Here is a 16,962-nt window from a genome sequence, read left to right as displayed (position 1 = left end):
AAACAGCTACCTATTTGGTAACTGTTTACTGATCATTGTTCACTGAATAATACTTTCTTCTTCTATAAATTGAACTCCCAGGTCTTCCAATTCTTTTAAAATTGGTTCGTAAAGTTCCGGTATGATTGGAATATGAACTCCTGTAAGGTTAATTTTTCCTGTTGCCAATAGTTTGGTAGCAATGGCAAGTGGAGTTCCAACTGTGTACGACATTGCTGTATGTTCACGGTCTTTACCTTCATATGTCATCGAGGAGATAATCCTTTTTTTCATTCCAGTGTTTTCATATTCAAATTGGTGTTGCATTACCAATAAATCTCTGTCCTGATCTCCTAAGGCCCATTTCTTTTCCAGTATTTTTTGAAGGAAAAAAGCAGGAGTAGCCTCTTTAATTTCCATAACCTCGTTTGAGAATAATCCCAGCCAGTTTAACTTCTCCATGATCTGCGATTCAGAATCGATATCAACAAAATTTGCCAGACTCTCTTTTGTCGAAGACCCATTTTCGGGAAGGAAACTTTTTATAAAATCCTTATTCGATAATTTGTGAGAATCTTTCATCACATACGAGTCATCGGTGCAACCCAATCGAACCAAGATATTCCAGGCTTCAGCATAGCCAGGTCGTCTCATGGTTCCACGCATAATGGTAGGAATGTCTTCTATGTCGTACAACTCGCAATATTGTAACGAATCTCGGTTTGGATAAACCTCGAATTCACCATATCCATTAACACTGGTCTTAGTTAGTTTATGGAAAAGGTTGTTGTATGAAACGTATTTGTAATGTCCATTTTCTTTGAATTGTGCGGTTCCTTGTCCGGCAACGACAACATTTCTTGGATTCCAGGAAAATTTATAGTGCCATGGATTGTCGTCGCAAGCAGGAGCAACCAAACCTCCGCAAAATGATTTGAAAGATAAGAGTTTTCCACCTTCAGCTTTAATACGATCAATTACCTGCATTGCCGACATGTGATCAATTCCAGGATCAACACCCAATTCATTCAAAAAGCACAAGCCAAGTTCTTTTGCTTCCTCATTTAAATCCATCATTTCCTGACTTACATAGGAAGGTGTGAGCATGTGTTTTTTATACTGTAAACATTCGCGAGCTACAATAATATGCATAGATGCAGGAACCATACTGATAACGATATCGGCTGCAGAAATTTCCGAAGCTCTTTGTTCCAAATCTTTTAGATTAAATCTGAATGCTGATCCGTTAGGATGATTCCCAACTTTCTGTTGGGCAAGTTCGAGAGACATATCACCAACACTTACTTTCCAATTGTATTTATCTGAGTGTTTTAACAAATACTGTATAAGATCTGTTGATGAAAGACCAGCTCCAATAATAAGAATATTAGTCATGATTTTATGTGTCAAATTTTAGATGCGATCAGTTTAAATTTACAACATTGTATATTGAAATCCCATGAGATTTTGGCTTTTTTTCTTTTGCTGAATCATAAATTCTCTCAATTAGTTTATTGTGGAATGAGTATATTTGTTCGAGATAAAGAATAGATTACCAAACACACAAAATAGAATTCCCTTGGCAAAACAGAAGAAAGCTGTCGAAACACCATTGATGAAACAATATTATCAGATGAAAGAAAAGCATCCTGATGCAATATTGTTATTTAGAGTGGGCGATTTTTATGAGACATTTGAGAATGATGCGATTCGTGCATCGGAGATTTTAGGGATTACTTTAACCAAGCGTGCTAATGGTTCGGCATCATATGTTGAACTTGCCGGATTTCCACACCACGCAATTGATACTTATTTGCCAAAATTGGTACGAGCAGGAATGCGTGTTGCCATTTGTGAGCAATTGGAAGATCCTAAAAAAACCAAAAAGCTGGTAAAAAGAGGAATTATTGAGTTGGTAACTCCTGGTGTTTCCTATAATGATAATGTACTTGAGCATCGAGAAAATAACTTTTTGGCTTGTGTGCATTTGGAGAAGAAAACTGCTGGGGTTGCTTTTTTAGATGCATCGACTGGAGAGTTCTTAACTGCCGAAGGAAATTTTGAACACATCGACAAATTGCTTGGAAACTTTCAACCCAAGGAAGTATTGTATCAAAAAGGCAAGGAGAAAATTTTTCATGAATTGTTTGGTGGTAAATTCTATACATTCACAATGGATGATTGGGTGTTTACCGAAAGTGCAGCAAATGATCGATTGTTAAGACACTTTGAAACCACTTCGCTTAAAGGTTTTGGAGTGCAAAATTTAAGAAGTGGAATCATTGCTTCGGGTGCGGTTTTACATTATCTGGATATTACCAAACATAGTCAGGCCGGACATGTGACTCAGCTTTCCAGAATTGAGGAAGATAGGTATGTGTGGTTGGATAAATTCACGGTTCGAAATCTGGAATTATTTGGCGCTTTAAATGATGGAGCTCATACCCTGTCTCAAATCATGGACAAAACTTTGAGTCCAATGGGCTCTCGTTTGTTGAAACGATGGATTGCTTTGCCATTAAAAGATACGGCGCGTATCAATACTCGCTTGGATGTGGTGAAATATTTCTACGAAAAGGACAATGAAGCCTTAAGTGTTGAAGATGAAATCAGGCAAATTGGGGATTTGGAAAGAATTATTTCCAAAGTGGCTGTGGCAAGAGTGAGTCCTCGCGAAGTGGTTCAGTTAAAAAATGCTCTGTTAGCCATTGAGCCAATCAAGAGTTTCTGTTTGAACTCGGGGAATAGTGGCTTGCTTAAAATAGGTGAGCAATTGAATCCTTGTGTTAGTGTTCGAGAGAAAATTGAGAAGGAGATAAAAGCTGATCCTCCAAATATGGTAAGCAAAGGTGGTGTAATAGCCGAAGGTGTTTCTGAAGAGTTGGATGAGCTACGAAAAATTGCATTCTCAGGTAAAGATTACCTGGTGCAAATGCAGGTTCGCGAGAGTGAGAGAACAGGAATTCCTTCCTTAAAAATAGGTTTCAATAATGTGTTTGGATATTATATTGAGGTAAGAAATACGCATAAGGATAAAGTTCCTGAAGAATGGATCAGAAAACAGACTTTGGTTAGTGCCGAACGATACATTACTCAGGAATTAAAAGAATATGAAGAGAAAATTCTTGGAGCTGAAGAGAAAATATTAGCTCTGGAAACCAGACTTTACAACGAATTGGTTTTAAGTATTGCTGATTACATTTCTTCGATTCAGTTAAATGCGGCAATGATCGGACGTTTGGATTGTTTGTTGTCCTTCGCACGATTGGCAAGAGACAATAATTATTCTTGTCCGGAAATTAATGATTCTTCGATAATAGATATTAAACAAGGAAGACATCCTGTAATCGAAAAGCAATTGCCAATTGATGAGCAGTACATTGCCAATGATGTTTATCTTGATAATGATAGCCAGCAGGTGATTATTATTACGGGTCCGAATATGGCTGGGAAATCTGCCTTGTTGAGGCAAACTGCTTTAATTGTTCTGATGGCGCAAATAGGTAGTTTTGTGCCTGCTGAATCAGCAAAAATTGGATACGTTGATAAGATATTTACACGTGTTGGAGCTTCGGATAACATCTCTCTGGGAGAATCAACCTTTATGGTAGAGATGAATGAAGCTGCAAGTATTTTGAACAACCTATCATCGCGAAGTTTGATTCTTTTGGATGAATTGGGACGTGGTACCAGTACTTATGATGGTATTTCCATTGCATGGTCCATTGTGGAGTATATCCATGAAAATGCAAAAGCAAAAGCCAAAACACTGTTTGCAACTCATTATCATGAATTGAATGAGATGGAGAAATCATTTAATCGGGTAAAGAATTATAATGTTTCGGTGAAGGAAGTCAATAATAAGGTGATTTTCCTTAGAAAATTAGTTCCTGGAGGTTCAAATCATAGTTTTGGGATTCATGTTGCAAGAATGGCTGGTATGCCAAAATCGGTTGTAAAACGTGCCGATGAAATTTTAATTCAGTTGGAAGGAAACAAGAATGGAGAGTCCTTGGCAAAACCTGTCGGTGATATTGCTCAACAAAGAGAAGGTTATCAAATGAGTTTTTTCCAATTGGATGATCCGGTATTGGAACAAATTCGTGAAGAAATATCGGATTTGGATGTAAATAATCTTACTCCGATTGAAGCTTTGAACAAATTAAATGAGATAAAAAAGATCTCAGGATTGTAATCAGAGAAAAAAATAAAAAAAGTGAGATCCCCATTACTAAAGGCTTTTGGCGCCTATTGTCTGAATTTCAACAAGTCAGAAATGTTGTGGCGATGAAGGCCTTTATGGTGATCAAAAAAAAATGAGATAATTGTTTTTTTTTCTTTTGCAGAATAAAAAAATACGCATATATTTGCATCGCAATTGAGAGAACAACGGTTCACTTTTAAAAAGCAAATATGCGAGAATAGCTCAGTTGGTAGAGCATAACCTTGCCAAGGTTAGGGTCGCGAGTTCGAGTCTCGTTTCTCGCTCAAATCCAATAAGGATGCCCAGGTGGTGGAATTGGTAGACACGCTGGACTTAAAATCCAGTGGCCTTTTGGCCGTGCGGGTTCAAGTCCCGCCCCGGGTACCAGGATAAAAGCCGTTTCAGAAATGAAACGGCTTTTTTTATGCAATAAACTTTCCTGCTCAATAGCACACTTGTCAGTAAAAAAATAATATATACTTTTGCGATCGTAATGGTTCTAGTTGCATCTTCTTGTGCAATAGGATTAAAAGGGAATGCAGTGAAAATCTGCAACAGTTCCCGCTGCTGTAAGTCTGGTTCCAAAGTTTCGGGATCGCGGTTTTTATAATACAGCCACTGTTCGGTTTTAGATTGAATGGGAAGGCATAAAAATCAGGATAAGTCAGAAGACCTGCCATCACAGTGATTAAACATTTTGCTTCCGGGACAGAAGTTTGTGTTTGGGACTTATTGGTTTTAATGTTCTGAATTATTCTCGTCGTTATCAAGGATTGCAAAGTGAAGTTATTAATGTTTTAATATCTTGCTATGCAAAAGATTTATGTTGTAGCTATTATGCTACTGATTCCAGTGACTTTCGTTAATGCACAGAATGCTGTGCTAAAAGGGGTAGTAACCCAAAAAAGTAATCAACAAACAATGCCAGGTGCCAGTGTATATTTCTCAGGCACTACTACAGGTACCGCGACAAACAACAAAGGTGAATACAAGATTAAAAATTTATCGCCGGGTGATTACGATTTGGTGGTATCCTTTTCGGGCTATAGCCGTCAAAAGCAGAAAATTACCATTAAAGAAGGTGTTAATGTTTTAAACTTTGCAATGGTGGAATCCAAAAGTCAGTTGGGAGAAATTGTTGTAACCGGAACAGGTACGGCTCATCATTTGAAAACAGCTCCTGTTCAAACTGAATTGATTGGTAAAAAAGCCATTGCTAGCTCTGGAGCTTCAGATTTTAATGAGCTGATGATGAGTGTAAGTCCATCATTCGATTTTAATCCGGGCACAATGGGAGGTATGATGACCATTAATGGCTTGGGGAACGATTTCATTCTCGTTCTTGTTGATGGCAAACGCATGTATGGAGATGTTGGAGGAAATACCGACCTAAATAGAATTAATCCTGATGATGTTGAGCGCATTGAAGTTTTAAAAGGTGCATCATCTCTGCTCTATGGATCGGATGCGATTGCGGGTGTTGTTAACATCATTACCAAAAAATCAAAGCAAAAGATAAATATTTCCAATACCAGTCGTATTCGTGAGCACAGAACTTATCAACAAAGCAATACGGTTGATCTTAACCTGGGTAAGTTCTCTTGGAATGGAAATTTTAATCACAAAAGAAGTGATGGATGGAAGTTAAGTCCTTTTGAAATTGATGATGATGAATTGGTTGAAACGGATAAAAGAGCGCAATACGATTACAATGACTTTACATTTGCTCAAACTTTAAAGTTTCGCGCCACTAAAAAATTGGAAGTTTATGCAGGAAACTCATTTTTCAAAAAGCATGTAAAAAGACCTACTTCTATCTATAAATATGGGTATTTCTATACCGATAAATCTTTTGAAGCAGGAGCCAAGTACCTATTAAATAAAAGAGATTACATATCGTTTGACTATAATTTTGATCAATACAGGTACTATTATAGATACAATCAAGAGTATAAGAACTATAAGAAAAGCGATAAAGACATTCAGAATGATCAGAGAATGAGCAATTTTAGAATGAAGTATGTGAATACCATCTCTAAAAATAACACGCTTACTTTAGGTGCAGATTATCTGAAAGAGAAAATGGTTTCGGAAGATCGTTTGGTAAATGGAAAGGCCGATGCCAAAACAATTGCTTTGTATGCACAGGAAGAAATTAAATTATTGAAAAAACTTCAGTTGGTAGCAGGAACACGTTACGTAAAGCACAATGAGTTTGGTAGCGCTTTTACTCCAAAAGTATCTTTATTGTATAAACTAGAGCATTTTAATTTCCGAGGAACTTACGGGTATGGTTTTAAAGCTCCTACTGTAAAAGAATTGTATTACGCCTACGAAAAAAGAGGAACTCTTTATTTGGGTAATGAAGATTTGGATCCTCAAAAATCGCAATATTCTTCACTAGGAGTAGAGTTTCATAATGATTTCCTTTCGGCGAGCATTACAGGATATATTAATAATGTAGATGATTTGATTGCGTATGAAACCATTGATCTTGAGCCTGGAGACGCTGATAATGGCATTAAGAAAAGACGTAAACATTATAATGTTGAGGAATCGAAATCTCAAGGGATTGATTTCTTATTGAATGCAAAATTAGGAGCAGGCTTTACGCTTGGTGGTGGATATAGTTATGTTGATGCTAAAGATGAAACCACTGGTGAAAAATTAGATGGAGTTGCTGAAAACTATGGAAATGTTCGTTTGGCTTACGATCGTTCATGGAAGAACTATTCCTTTAATGCAACAATTTTGGGACGTATTCAGGATGAAAAATCATATGACAATGGAGAAGATAATGCCAAAGGATTCGACTTGTGGAAATTAACCACCAATCACAAGTTTTTAAACTTGGGTTCGTTCATTTTAGAAGCTCAACTTGGGGTTGATAACATTTTTGATTATGTAGATAATAGTCCATATGGTTCGCATTATGGAACCATTAATCCAGGACGTACATTTTTTGCAGGTATCACCATTAATTTTGCGAAATAGTTTTGAAAGGATTCAATAAATATCTCATTCAAATCCACAACATATCAGGTTCATTACTGAGCCTGATGTTTGTGGTTTGGTTCATTTCTGGAATCGTTCTTATTTTCGATGGTTTTCCTCATGCTTCTCGCAAAGATCGATTTTTACATCTTACCGAGTTCAAGAAACAGGATTTTGAGAATGTTCAAGCTCCTTCAAATTCTTTCAATGGTAAAGTTACATTGGAATTGTGTGATGGAAAACCTGTTTATAGAGTTAAATCAGGCCGAAAAGCTCAAAAAACTTATGATGCCATAAGTTTAAAGCAGATTGCTTCTTTTGATGAAAATCATGCCAAAAAACTAAGTTCATCTTTTAACGGATATCCTGTAAAGGAAATAGAAAAGCTGAATGAATTGGATGATTGGATGCCATGGTCTTACTATCGACCTTTATTGCCATTGTACAAATGCAAAATAAGTGACCCGGCTCACACTGTTTTATACATTTCAGAAAAAACAGGTGAGATTGTACAGGAAACCAACAGAAGGGCCAGATGGAGTGCGCGTTTTGGAGCAATTCCGCATTGGATTTACTTTAAAAAACTTCGCTTGGCGAAAGATACATGGAGATTGGTCATTATCATTCTATCCTCATTAGGAATTTTAATGTCTGTAACAGGCATTTATGCTGGATTGGTTCGACTTCGAAAGAGAAAAGAAAAGGGAATTAGTCCATACAAGAAGTTTTGGTACAAGTGGCATCACCTAACAGGGTTTTTCTTTGGTCTATTTGTGTTCACTTTTATTTTGAGTGGATTGGTTTCTGTTACTTCAATCCCCGACTGGATGGTTGGTGTGAATTCAAAAGAGAAGATTGACATTGAATGGAATCAAAAGTTAGATTTATCGGGACATAATAATACATTGCCGAGCGAAATTTTCACAGCTCTTAAAAATAAGGAAGGTGCTCGCAAAATTGAGTGGAAAACCGTTTTAAACACTCCTCAATTTAGGGTTTATTACGACGATTATCGAAAATCTGAGGTTTATACTTTGGAGGATGGTAAAGTGATTCCGCAAAAGAAATTTAGTTTAGCTGATATCAAACAACAATCTGAAACGAATTTCAAGAATATTGCATTTTCTGTAGTTGAGCAGCAAAATTACGACAATTATTACTCTGGATCAGCGATGTACTATTTGCCACAAATGGCATATAAAATTGAAATTGATGATGTTGAGAAAACTTGGTTGTACATTGATCCTGCGAGTGGAGAACGTATTAAAAAATTAACTAAAAATACTCGATTGCGTCGCTGGCTATATCGCTTTTTTCACACATTGGATTTAGCCATACTAAAGCAAAATGACACGATAAGAAAAACTCTTTGGGTTCTCTTATCGCTAATTGGTTTATCAGTTAGCATTACAGGAATGAGGCTTTCTTTTAAATGGTTTAGAAGAAATTACAACAAACTAATTAAAACTAAAAAAATATAGCACTATGAAACGAATTTTGCATTTAAGTATATTTTTCTTGCTGATAATGAATGTGCAGATGACATATGCGCATAAAAAAGCAGAGGACAAAAAAGGCATTCTTTTGGTAACATTTGGAAGTAGTTATCCTGAGACCAGAGTGGCATTCGAGAATATTGATAAAATTGTAAAAGCTGAGTTTCCTGATGTGGAGATTCGATGGGCTTATACTTCCAAAATCGTTAGAAAGATTTTGAAGAAAAGAGGTGAAAATATCGATTCTCCTGCTGAAGGATTGGCTAAAATGGGAGAGGATGGATTTACTCATGTTGCGGTTCAATCCTTACATATCATTCCTGGCGAAGAGTACGATAATTTGAAGCATACAGTTGAAGCCTTTAATGGAATGCCTAAAGGAATTAAAGTAACTGAGATAGGAGCTCCATTGCTATTTTTAGATCATGATCAGATGCAATTGGCGGATGCCCTTCACCAACAGTTTAAAAGTAAATTGAATTCTAAAACAGCAGTTCTGTTTATGGGACATGGTTCACATCACCAGTCGAATATTTATTACCCTGGATTTGAATACTACTTAAAGCAAAAATCAGATCAATACTTTGTAGGTACGGTAGAAGGTTTTCCTTTGTTGGATGCTATTCTTCCTCAGTTAAAATTGAATGGAATTAAAAAGGTAATATTAACTCCTTTTATGTCGGTAGCTGGTGATCACGCGCGAAATGATATGGCAGGAAACGAGGAGGACAGTTGGAAAACCAATCTTGAGAAGGAAGGGTTTGAAACAGAAGTTGCAATGATAGGTTTGGCTGAATATGATTCTGTTGTTGGAATTTGGGTTGAACATTTAAAAGCAATTTGTCAAAAGCTAGGAATTCGTTAAAATCTGAATCATGAAAAAGATTATTTTTCTTCTGACTATAAGTTTAAGCTTGTTTCTTAGTGCTTGCAATAACAAGTCATCAAATGCAACAAAAGAAAACAAACAAGATGAAGTCATTGAGATATCATTAAAGCATGCTAAAGAATTCAAGATTGAAAAGCATGGTGAAAAGACACTTGTAAAGATTCATAAAAAAGGAGAAGAGGGTGTTTTTGATACCTTCAATCTTATAAAAGATAAAGAAAAGGCAAAAGGTCTTCCCAATAGCATTCCGGTTCCTTGTAAAAGAATTGTTTGTTTGTCGAGTACGCAGTTAAGTTACTTTTTTGCATTGGATGATATTGATGATATCGTAGCCATAAACAGCAGTCGATACCTGCGACACGAAGGAATGAAAGCCTTGGTTGAAGCTGGAAAGGTGAAAAGAATTGGCAAAGAAGGAAACTTTAATCTTGAAATGCTGGCTGCTCTCGATCCCGATGTAATATTTGTATCTCCCTTTAAAGTTGGAGGTTTCGATGTGTTGAGAAACCTTGGAATTCCTTTGGTGCCAATGGCTGCCTATAACGAGGAAACACCATTGGGACGTGCAGAATGGATTAAAATGCTTGCACTTTTTGTGGGGCAGGAAGAGAAAGCAGATTCTATTTTCAATGGAATTGAATCTCGATATCAAAACCTAAAAAAAATTGCCTCGAATGTAGAAAAGCGACCTACAGTATTTTCAGGTAAAATGAGATCGGGTAGTTGGTATGTTCCGGGAGGAAATAGTTTTTACGCTCATTATTTTCGCGATGCAGGAGCTGATTACATCATTAAGGATAATAAGCAAGGAGCTTACCCTGTAGATTTTGAAACCATTTATAGTAAGGCTTCCAATTGTGATTTTTGGAGAATTATTCATCCCGAAAAATCAGGTTTAAGCCTGAAAGATTTAGGTGATCAGGATCCAAGATATATGGATTTTAATGCATTTCAGAATAAGAATGTAATTTTGTGCAACATTCGTGAAAAGCCATACTACGAACAGGCAGGTATGAAACCTGATGTTTTATTGGCAGATTACATTCATTTTTTTCATCCGGAATTGTTGCCGGAGCATAAACCTTATTTTTACGAGAGGCTGAAATGATCCATAAATTAGGAAGAATATCAATTGTAATTACACTGGCAACTTTTTTGCTGGTTTTTCTTGTTTTATTGAATCTTGTGTTGGGATCCATACACATCCCATTGTCGGAGATTAAGGGAATCCTGTTTACAGGAGAAGAGGTAAACAGAATTTATGAAAACATCATTCTTAAAACAAGATTGCCTCAAACTATAGTTTCTCTGGGTGCAGGTATGGCCTTGGGAGTAGCAGGTTTGTTGATGCAAACTTTGTTTCGAAATCCGCTTGCCGGACCGTCGGTTTTGGGAATTTCATCAGGTTCGAGTTTGGGTGTTGCTTTTGTAATGCTATTCACAGGAAATATTCTGGGATTCACTTTTACCAGCTTGGGGGCTTGGGGAGATTTTGCAGTTGTATTTTCATCCTTAATTGGAGCTGCCTTGGTTTTGGCTTTGATCTTGTTTATTTCGCATCGCATAGGAGGAACTTTAAGTGTCCTGATTATTGGTGTGATGATTGGATACCTAAGCAGTTCATTGGTAAGTTTACTGAAATTCTATAGTCCTGAAGAAGATGTTTACAATTACGTGATTTGGGGTTTGGGTAGTTTTAGCCGTTTGGCAACCGAGCGTGCAATGATGTTTGGTTTAATTACAGTAATTCCTTCTATTTTGGCAACATTTTTAAGCAAGTCCTTAAATCTTTTGGCTTTGGGAGATCGTTATGCCTCAAACCTGGGATTGAATATCAAAAGGGCACGCTTTTTAATTATTGCCTTCTCGGGATTTTTAACGGCCATTGTGACTTCCTTTTGCGGACCTATTATTTTTATAGGAGTTGCAGTGCCGCATTTGGCCAAATTGTTATCGAAAACATCAAACCATTTTTATTTGATATTGAATGCAGCTTTGCTGGGAGCAGCAACAGCCTTATTGTGTAATCTTTTGGCACGAATGCCAGGAATGGAGCAGGAAATGCCTATCAACTCGGTAACTGCATTTATTGGAGCACCAGTTGTGATTTGGGTAATTTGGAAGCGTAGAAAAGAAAATCGATTGGAGTAGTTATGGCAGAAAAAGAGATTCTAAATATCAACAAGCTGTGCATAGGTTACGGAAAAGGTAAACGTGCAAAAGTGGTGCATGATCAATTGCAAGCTAAAATGTTTGCTGGCGAATTGGTTTGTCTACTGGGCGAGAATGGAACAGGAAAAAGTACTTTAATTCGTACAATTTGCGGATTTCAACCTGCATTGGGAGGTGAAGCAACTCTTATTGGGAAAGATTTATTGCAGCTTTCCGAAAAGGAATTGTCGAAAATGGCAGCCGTAGTACTTACCGATCGAGTAATTGTGCCCAATGCTACCGTTGAGGAATTGGTGGGCTTAGGAAGAAGTCCGTATACCGGAACATTCGGAATCTTAAATGATGAGGATAAAGAGATTGTTCATACTTCCATTGAAAAATGTGGAATTCTGCACAAGAAAAAGGAACGATTGTCGAATTTAAGTGATGGTGAAAAGCAGAAGGCTTTCATAGCAAAAGCTTTGGCGCAGGATACCCAAATCATTATTCTTGATGAACCAACCGCCTTTTTGGATATGCCTGCTCGTGTTGAGATCATGCAATTGCTAAGACAAATCGCAAGTAATTCAGGAAAATCAGTTTTGATGTCAACCCACGATTTGGATTTGGCCTTACAAATGGCAGATAAGTTATGGCTACTTTCAGCAGACAAAGGCTTGTTAACAGGAACGCCTGAAGATTTGTTATTGAGAAATGAATTTCAAACCATTTTTCAGAATAAAGGAATTGAGTTTGATAACAAAACAGGATTGTTTAGAGTAGGCTATGACTACAATCATGAGATTCCAGTAAAAGGTCACGGCTTTGAATATGTATTGCTTCGAAGAGCTTTTGCCAGAAATGGAATAAAAACCATACGCAAAGCAGAAGAAGATACCACATGGCTAGAAGTGTGTAAAAATGGAAGTACGAGTTTTAAATACTTCGAGAATGGAAAATGTTTGGGACAAGAGAAAACCATTGAAAACTTACTAACTCTAACTTTAAATCATCGGTAATGATAGTTGCAGCAGTAAGTTCAAAAAGTAGAATTGGCGATGTGGACTTTAATCTATCCACCACAATGGATTGGATAAAAAGCTTCGACGCACAAGGATTAGATTTTATTTTGTTCCCGGAGTTGAATTTGTCTGGCTATATAAGAGATATTGAGATTCTAAAAAAGGTATTGCCAGAGAAAGAGGCTTTATTTACATCTTTAATGGAAATATCGAAGAATACGAATTTGGCATTTGCAGTAGGGTTTCCTGAACAAGAAGGAGAAAAGTATTTCATAACTCACTTCGTGTTTGAAGGGGGAAAGATCATAGGAAAACATAGAAAAACACATGTAAGCATTACCGAAAAAGAGGTTTACTCAGAGGGTGATGAGATAAATGTATTTCCCGTGAAAGAAATGCTTGTAGGTATTCAGATTTGCTACGAAACACACTTCCCTGAAATCAGTGCCATTCAAGCACAAAAAGGAGCAAATGTATTGGCAATGGCTTTTGCATCTCCAAAAGAATCTTGTCAGGATAAAATCGAAAGATTTAAAAGATATATACCAGCCAGAGCATACGATAATTCTTGCTTTGCGATGATTTGCAATCAGGTCACCACAAATAAGAGAGGTACGGTTTTTCCTTGCGCAAGTCTGATTATTGATCCCAAGGGAAAAGTGCTTTCAGAATCCTTTGTAGAAGAAAATGAATTTGCTGTGGCGAATATTGATTTCCATGAAATCAACAGGATAAGAGAATCGAAAATGGCATTTTTCAATGCTCATAAACGAACGGATTGGTTAAAAGAATACTATGGATAAAATAGATACAAATGCATTTTTAATTGCAGCACCAAAGAGTAATTCTGGTAAAACAATGATTACTCTTGGTTTAATGCAAGCTTTGGTGAATAGAGGATTGAAGGTTCAGCCCTTTAAATGCGGACCAGATTATATCGATCCTATGCACCATACTAAAATTGCAGGTCAGCCATCATACAATCTGGACATGTGGATGACAGATGAGGATCATGTTCAACAAACATTTACACAGCATGCTGCCAAGGCAAACGTTTCCATCGCCGAAGGAGTAATGGGCTTGTTCGACGGAGCTCAAAAAGATGTAGGAAGTTCGGCAGCAGTTGCCCGCTTGCTTGATTTGCCAGTGATTTTGGTAGTGGATGCATCGAGTACGGCTTATTCTGTAGCTCCTTTGTTGTATGGATTTAAGAATTTCGATAATAGCATAATTCTGGCAGGAGTCATTTTTAATAAGGTTGCAAGTGAATCACACTTTCAGTTTTTAAAAGAAGCTGCCATAGATGCAGGTGTTCATGTACTGGGCTATATGCCGCGTGATCAAAGACTGGCAATAGAATCGAGACACTTGGGATTACACCTTCCGGGTGAGAATCAAAATCGAGAAATCGTAAACGTTGCGGCTGAATTGTTGGAGAATCATGTTGATATTGATTTGCTCCTGGAAATTACGCAGAAGGAGATTCAGCCATTAACAAACCAAAAAATAGAGATAAAGAAGCAATTCAAAATTGCTTTGGCTCACGATGAGGCTTTCAACTTTTCCTATCAGGCAAACCGTGATGTGTTGGCCGAATTGGGAGACTTAGTAGAGTTTAGCCCATTGAGTGATGAAAAATTGCCCGAGGCAGATTTGCTTTGGTTACCGGGCGGATATCCGGAGTTGTTTGCAGAGCAATTGGCGAACAATAATAAAATGAAACAGGCCATTGCCGAGTATATTGAAAGTGGCAAAGCTTTGATAGCTGAATGTGGGGGAATGATGTATCTGGGTAAAAATATCATTACCAAAAAAGGAGAAACATACCAAATGACTGGTGTTTTTGACTTTGATACTTCCTTTGAAAATATGAAGCTTCACCTGGGATACCGCGATTTGAAAGGAAAGGATATCAGTATAAAAGGCCACGAGTTTCATTATTCAAATCTGATTGGAGAAGAAAAAGCCAGTACAGATTATCAGGCCACAACGGCAAGAGGGCGCGATGTTGAAATGCCTGTATTTAGAAGAAAGAATTGTTGGGCTTCCTACATGCACCTGTATTTGGGAAAAAGAGAGAAAATGTTGCAAATGATAAAAGAATTGGGATTATGAGTTTGGGAAAATTAATTGGAGTTGCATTAGGACCTGGTGATCCGGAATTGATCACACTTAAAGGCTTAAAGGCGCTGCAGAATGCGGATCTTGTTTTTTATCCGGCATCAAGCATAAAGGAATCAAAAGTAATTTCTTTTTCATACGATATATTAAAGCAGTTGAATGTGGAAACCGAGTGTTTGCCGCTTGTGATTCCTATGACAGGGAAAAACAGGGAGATGCATTACCAAAAAGCCTTTGATGAGATTCATGAGGAATTGAAAAAAGGAAAAAATGTAGCTGTGGTTTCCGAAGGAGATGCTCTTTTCTATAGCACTTTTGGATACATTTTAAAGATAGCACAAGAAGCAAATGTTGACTGTAAGGTAATTCCGGGAATACCTGCTTTTATTGCAACTGGTGCCGAAGGCGAAAAGCCGGTAACCGAAGGCGATCAGGCCTTAAAGGTAATTGCCCGACCAAATGGTTTTGAGGAAATTGAAGAAGCTTTAAAAGAAAATCAAACACTGGTGGTAATGAAAATGAGTGTACTCGATAAGTGGAATGATTTTCTTGAAAAACAAAATAGATCATTTTTTTATATCGAACGTGTGGGAACACCGCAACAGTATTCCACAAGCAATGTTCAGGATTTAAAGTTGCGAACAATACCTTACTTTTCATTAATTATAATTTATGCCTAAGAAAATATATAGCATAGGAATTGGACCAGGAAATGAGAAATTCCTTACTCCACAGGCTTTGCAAGCCATTCAGGAAGCAGAAGTAATTGTTGGTTACAGCTTTTATTTTGAACACATCAAGCAGTTATCTGGAGGAAAAGAGCTGATTGATACGGGTATGAAAAAAGAGCGCCAACGAGCAGAGAAAGCATTCGAAATTGCCGAATCAGGAAAAACCGTAGCTGTAATTAGTAGTGGTGATTCCGGTGTTTACGGAATGGCGCCTTTGCTTTGGGAAATGAAAGCGGAAAAAGCTTCGGATGTAGATTTGGAAGTGGTTCCGGGAATCTCTGCCATGTTTGCAGCTGCATCAAAATTGGGAGCACCTCTGGGACACGACTTTTGTTCCATTTCCATGTCGGATTTGTTAACCCCATGGGAAAAAATTGAGAAAAGAATTGTAGCAGCAGCCAATGCCGATTTTGTAACAGCGGTTTACAATCCGTTAAGCAAAGGCAGATTCTGGCAATTGATGAGGCTGAGAGAATTGTTCCTGGAAGTACGTTCGCCTGAAACGCCTGTTGGAATTGCCCGAAATGTGGGAAGAGAAGATGAAAGCATTGAGGTAATTACCCTTGCCGAATTGGATGTGACCAAAGCCGATATGTTTACCGTTGTGGTGATTGGTAACAGTCAAACTTTTAAGGCTCAAGGTAAGATGGTAACACCTAGAGGTTACTATGCCAACAAGAACAATAGCCAGGACAAGCTTGGACGCCGCATCATGAATGCAAGTTTCCAAACCATTTTGGATCATATCGATATCACGGACAAATCATTGGCTCATGTTTGGGTTGCTCTACACTGTATTCATACTACTGCCGATTTTAAATTGAACGAATCGGTTGAGCTGAGCAATAATGTGGTGGAGCAATTGCATGAGAAATTTTATTCGGGAAAACCTCCGGTTATTGTTACCGATGTTTCGATGGTTACAAGAGGAATTCGCAGAGCAACGGCAACCAAATTAGGTCTTGAAATTAAATGCTATTTAGATGATGAGCGCGTGGCTGAAATGGCTTCGAAGAAAAACATTACAAGAACTCAGGCCGGAATACAGTTGGCAGTAGAAGAGCATCCCGATGCTATTTTTGCATTTGGAAATGCACCAACTGCACTAATCGAGTTAATCAAATTAATTCGAAATGGGAAAGCGAATCCTGCTGGAGTAATTGCAGCTCCGGTTGGTTTTGTGAATGTAAAAGAAAGCAAGTGGCAGTTAAAATATGGTTGCCCTGATGTTCCTGTAGTTTTTGTAAATGGCAGAAAAGGAGGAAGTAACGTGGCAGCAACCATTATCAATGCCATTTTAAGCTGGAGCGAAGCGGAACAAATGCATCCGGGAGAAGGTTTGTAATAATCTGTTAGTTACAAGCTGCAAGAAAAA

General features: G+C 37.6%; 12 protein-coding genes, 2 tRNA genes and 1 riboswitch. Of the genes, 13 read left to right on the top strand and 1 reads right to left on the bottom strand.

The genetic code is table 11. The features are described from left to right. Positions 1-39 precede the first annotated feature (39 nt). Entirely contained in the window at positions 40-1,374 is a 1,335-nt protein-coding gene (locus M0051_RS11260; RefSeq protein WP_306741632.1) for a saccharopine dehydrogenase family protein, read from the bottom strand. Between the two features lie 184 nt (positions 1,375-1,558). Between M0051_RS11260 and mutS the strand changes: the two genes are divergently transcribed. From mutS to cobJ, 13 genes are all read left to right on the top strand, one after another. Beyond that, positions 1,559-4,174: a DNA mismatch repair protein MutS gene (mutS, locus tag M0051_RS11255; protein ID WP_306741631.1), complete on the top strand. Its 2,616-nt coding sequence runs from the start codon at positions 1,559-1,561 to the stop codon at positions 4,172-4,174. Positions 4,175-4,394: 220 nt separating this feature from the next. After that, positions 4,395-4,467, top strand: a tRNA-Gly gene (locus M0051_RS11250). A 16-nt stretch (positions 4,468-4,483) separates the two neighbouring features. Then, a tRNA-Leu gene (locus tag M0051_RS11245) sits at positions 4,484-4,570 on the top strand. Between the two features lie 90 nt (positions 4,571-4,660). Next, positions 4,661-4,879: riboswitch (cobalamin riboswitch) on the top strand. Between the two features lie 114 nt (positions 4,880-4,993). Further along, on the top strand, positions 4,994-7,177 hold the full coding sequence (locus M0051_RS11240; protein ID WP_306741630.1) for a TonB-dependent receptor: 2,184 nt from the start codon (positions 4,994-4,996) through the stop codon (positions 7,175-7,177). 2 nt (positions 7,178-7,179) lie between these two features. Beyond that, positions 7,180-8,658 (top strand): PepSY domain-containing protein, encoded by a 1,479-nt coding sequence (locus tag M0051_RS11235; protein WP_306741629.1) that lies wholly within the window; start codon positions 7,180-7,182, stop codon positions 8,656-8,658. Between the two features lie 4 nt (positions 8,659-8,662). Next, positions 8,663-9,538: a sirohydrochlorin cobaltochelatase gene (locus M0051_RS11230; protein WP_306741628.1), complete on the top strand. Its 876-nt coding sequence runs from the start codon at positions 8,663-8,665 to the stop codon at positions 9,536-9,538. A 10-nt stretch (positions 9,539-9,548) separates the two neighbouring features. Continuing rightward, the gene (locus M0051_RS11225) at positions 9,549-10,670 is read left to right on the top strand and encodes an ABC transporter substrate-binding protein (protein ID WP_306741627.1); all 1,122 of its coding nucleotides are present in this window, start codon (positions 9,549-9,551) and stop codon (positions 10,668-10,670) included. Beyond that, complete coding sequence (locus tag M0051_RS11220) at positions 10,667-11,713, top strand: iron ABC transporter permease (protein WP_306741626.1); 1,047 nt, start codon at positions 10,667-10,669, stop codon at positions 11,711-11,713. The genes M0051_RS11225 and M0051_RS11220 overlap by 4 nt, the downstream gene beginning before the upstream one ends. A 2-nt stretch (positions 11,714-11,715) precedes the next feature. Then, positions 11,716-12,732: an ABC transporter ATP-binding protein gene (locus M0051_RS11215; RefSeq protein ID WP_306741625.1), complete on the top strand. Its 1,017-nt coding sequence runs from the start codon at positions 11,716-11,718 to the stop codon at positions 12,730-12,732. Beyond that, complete coding sequence (locus M0051_RS11210) at positions 12,732-13,538, top strand: nitrilase-related carbon-nitrogen hydrolase (RefSeq protein WP_306741624.1); 807 nt, start codon at positions 12,732-12,734, stop codon at positions 13,536-13,538. The genes M0051_RS11215 and M0051_RS11210 overlap by 1 nt, the downstream gene beginning before the upstream one ends. Further along, the gene (locus M0051_RS11205; protein WP_306741623.1) at positions 13,531-14,850 is read left to right on the top strand and encodes a cobyrinate a,c-diamide synthase; all 1,320 of its coding nucleotides are present in this window, start codon (positions 13,531-13,533) and stop codon (positions 14,848-14,850) included. The genes M0051_RS11210 and M0051_RS11205 overlap by 8 nt, the downstream gene beginning before the upstream one ends. Continuing rightward, positions 14,847-15,536 carry a precorrin-2 C(20)-methyltransferase gene (gene cobI / locus M0051_RS11200; protein ID WP_306741622.1) on the top strand — a complete coding sequence of 230 codons (690 nt, stop codon included), beginning with the start codon at positions 14,847-14,849 and terminating at the stop codon, positions 15,534-15,536. The genes M0051_RS11205 and cobI overlap by 4 nt, the downstream gene beginning before the upstream one ends. Further along, positions 15,529-16,932 (top strand): precorrin-3B C(17)-methyltransferase, encoded by a 1,404-nt coding sequence (gene cobJ, locus M0051_RS11195; protein WP_306741621.1) that lies wholly within the window; start codon positions 15,529-15,531, stop codon positions 16,930-16,932. The genes cobI and cobJ overlap by 8 nt, the downstream gene beginning before the upstream one ends. The last annotated feature ends 30 nt before the right edge of the window (positions 16,933-16,962 follow it).

The sequence above is a fragment of the Marinifilum sp. D714 genome (genome assembly GCF_030851345.1).
Classification (GTDB): Bacteria; Bacteroidota; Bacteroidia; order Bacteroidales; family Marinifilaceae; genus Marinifilum.
Note: the sequence above shows the minus strand (reverse complement) of the source record. Positions and strands in the feature narration are given on the sequence as shown.

Excerpts from the sequence above, each read along its gene's own strand:
- M0051_RS11215 (WP_306741625.1), top strand. The coding sequence starts at position 11,716 with ATGGCAGAAAAAGAGATTCTAAATATCAACAAGCTGTGCATAGGTTAC.
- M0051_RS11205 (WP_306741623.1), top strand. The coding sequence starts at position 13,531 with ATGGATAAAATAGATACAAATGCATTTTTAATTGCAGCACCAAAGAGT.
- M0051_RS11220 (WP_306741626.1), top strand. The coding sequence starts at position 10,667 with ATGATCCATAAATTAGGAAGAATATCAATTGTAATTACACTGGCAACT.
- cobJ (WP_306741621.1), top strand. The coding sequence starts at position 15,529 with ATGCCTAAGAAAATATATAGCATAGGAATTGGACCAGGAAATGAGAAA.
- M0051_RS11240 (WP_306741630.1), top strand. The coding sequence starts at position 4,994 with ATGCAAAAGATTTATGTTGTAGCTATTATGCTACTGATTCCAGTGACT.
- M0051_RS11225 (WP_306741627.1), top strand. The coding sequence starts at position 9,549 with ATGAAAAAGATTATTTTTCTTCTGACTATAAGTTTAAGCTTGTTTCTT.
- M0051_RS11230 (WP_306741628.1), top strand. The coding sequence starts at position 8,663 with ATGAAACGAATTTTGCATTTAAGTATATTTTTCTTGCTGATAATGAAT.
- M0051_RS11210 (WP_306741624.1), top strand. The coding sequence starts at position 12,732 with ATGATAGTTGCAGCAGTAAGTTCAAAAAGTAGAATTGGCGATGTGGAC.
- cobI (WP_306741622.1), top strand. The coding sequence starts at position 14,847 with ATGAGTTTGGGAAAATTAATTGGAGTTGCATTAGGACCTGGTGATCCG.
- M0051_RS11260 (WP_306741632.1), bottom strand. The coding sequence starts at position 1,374 with ATGACTAATATTCTTATTATTGGAGCTGGTCTTTCATCAACAGATCTT.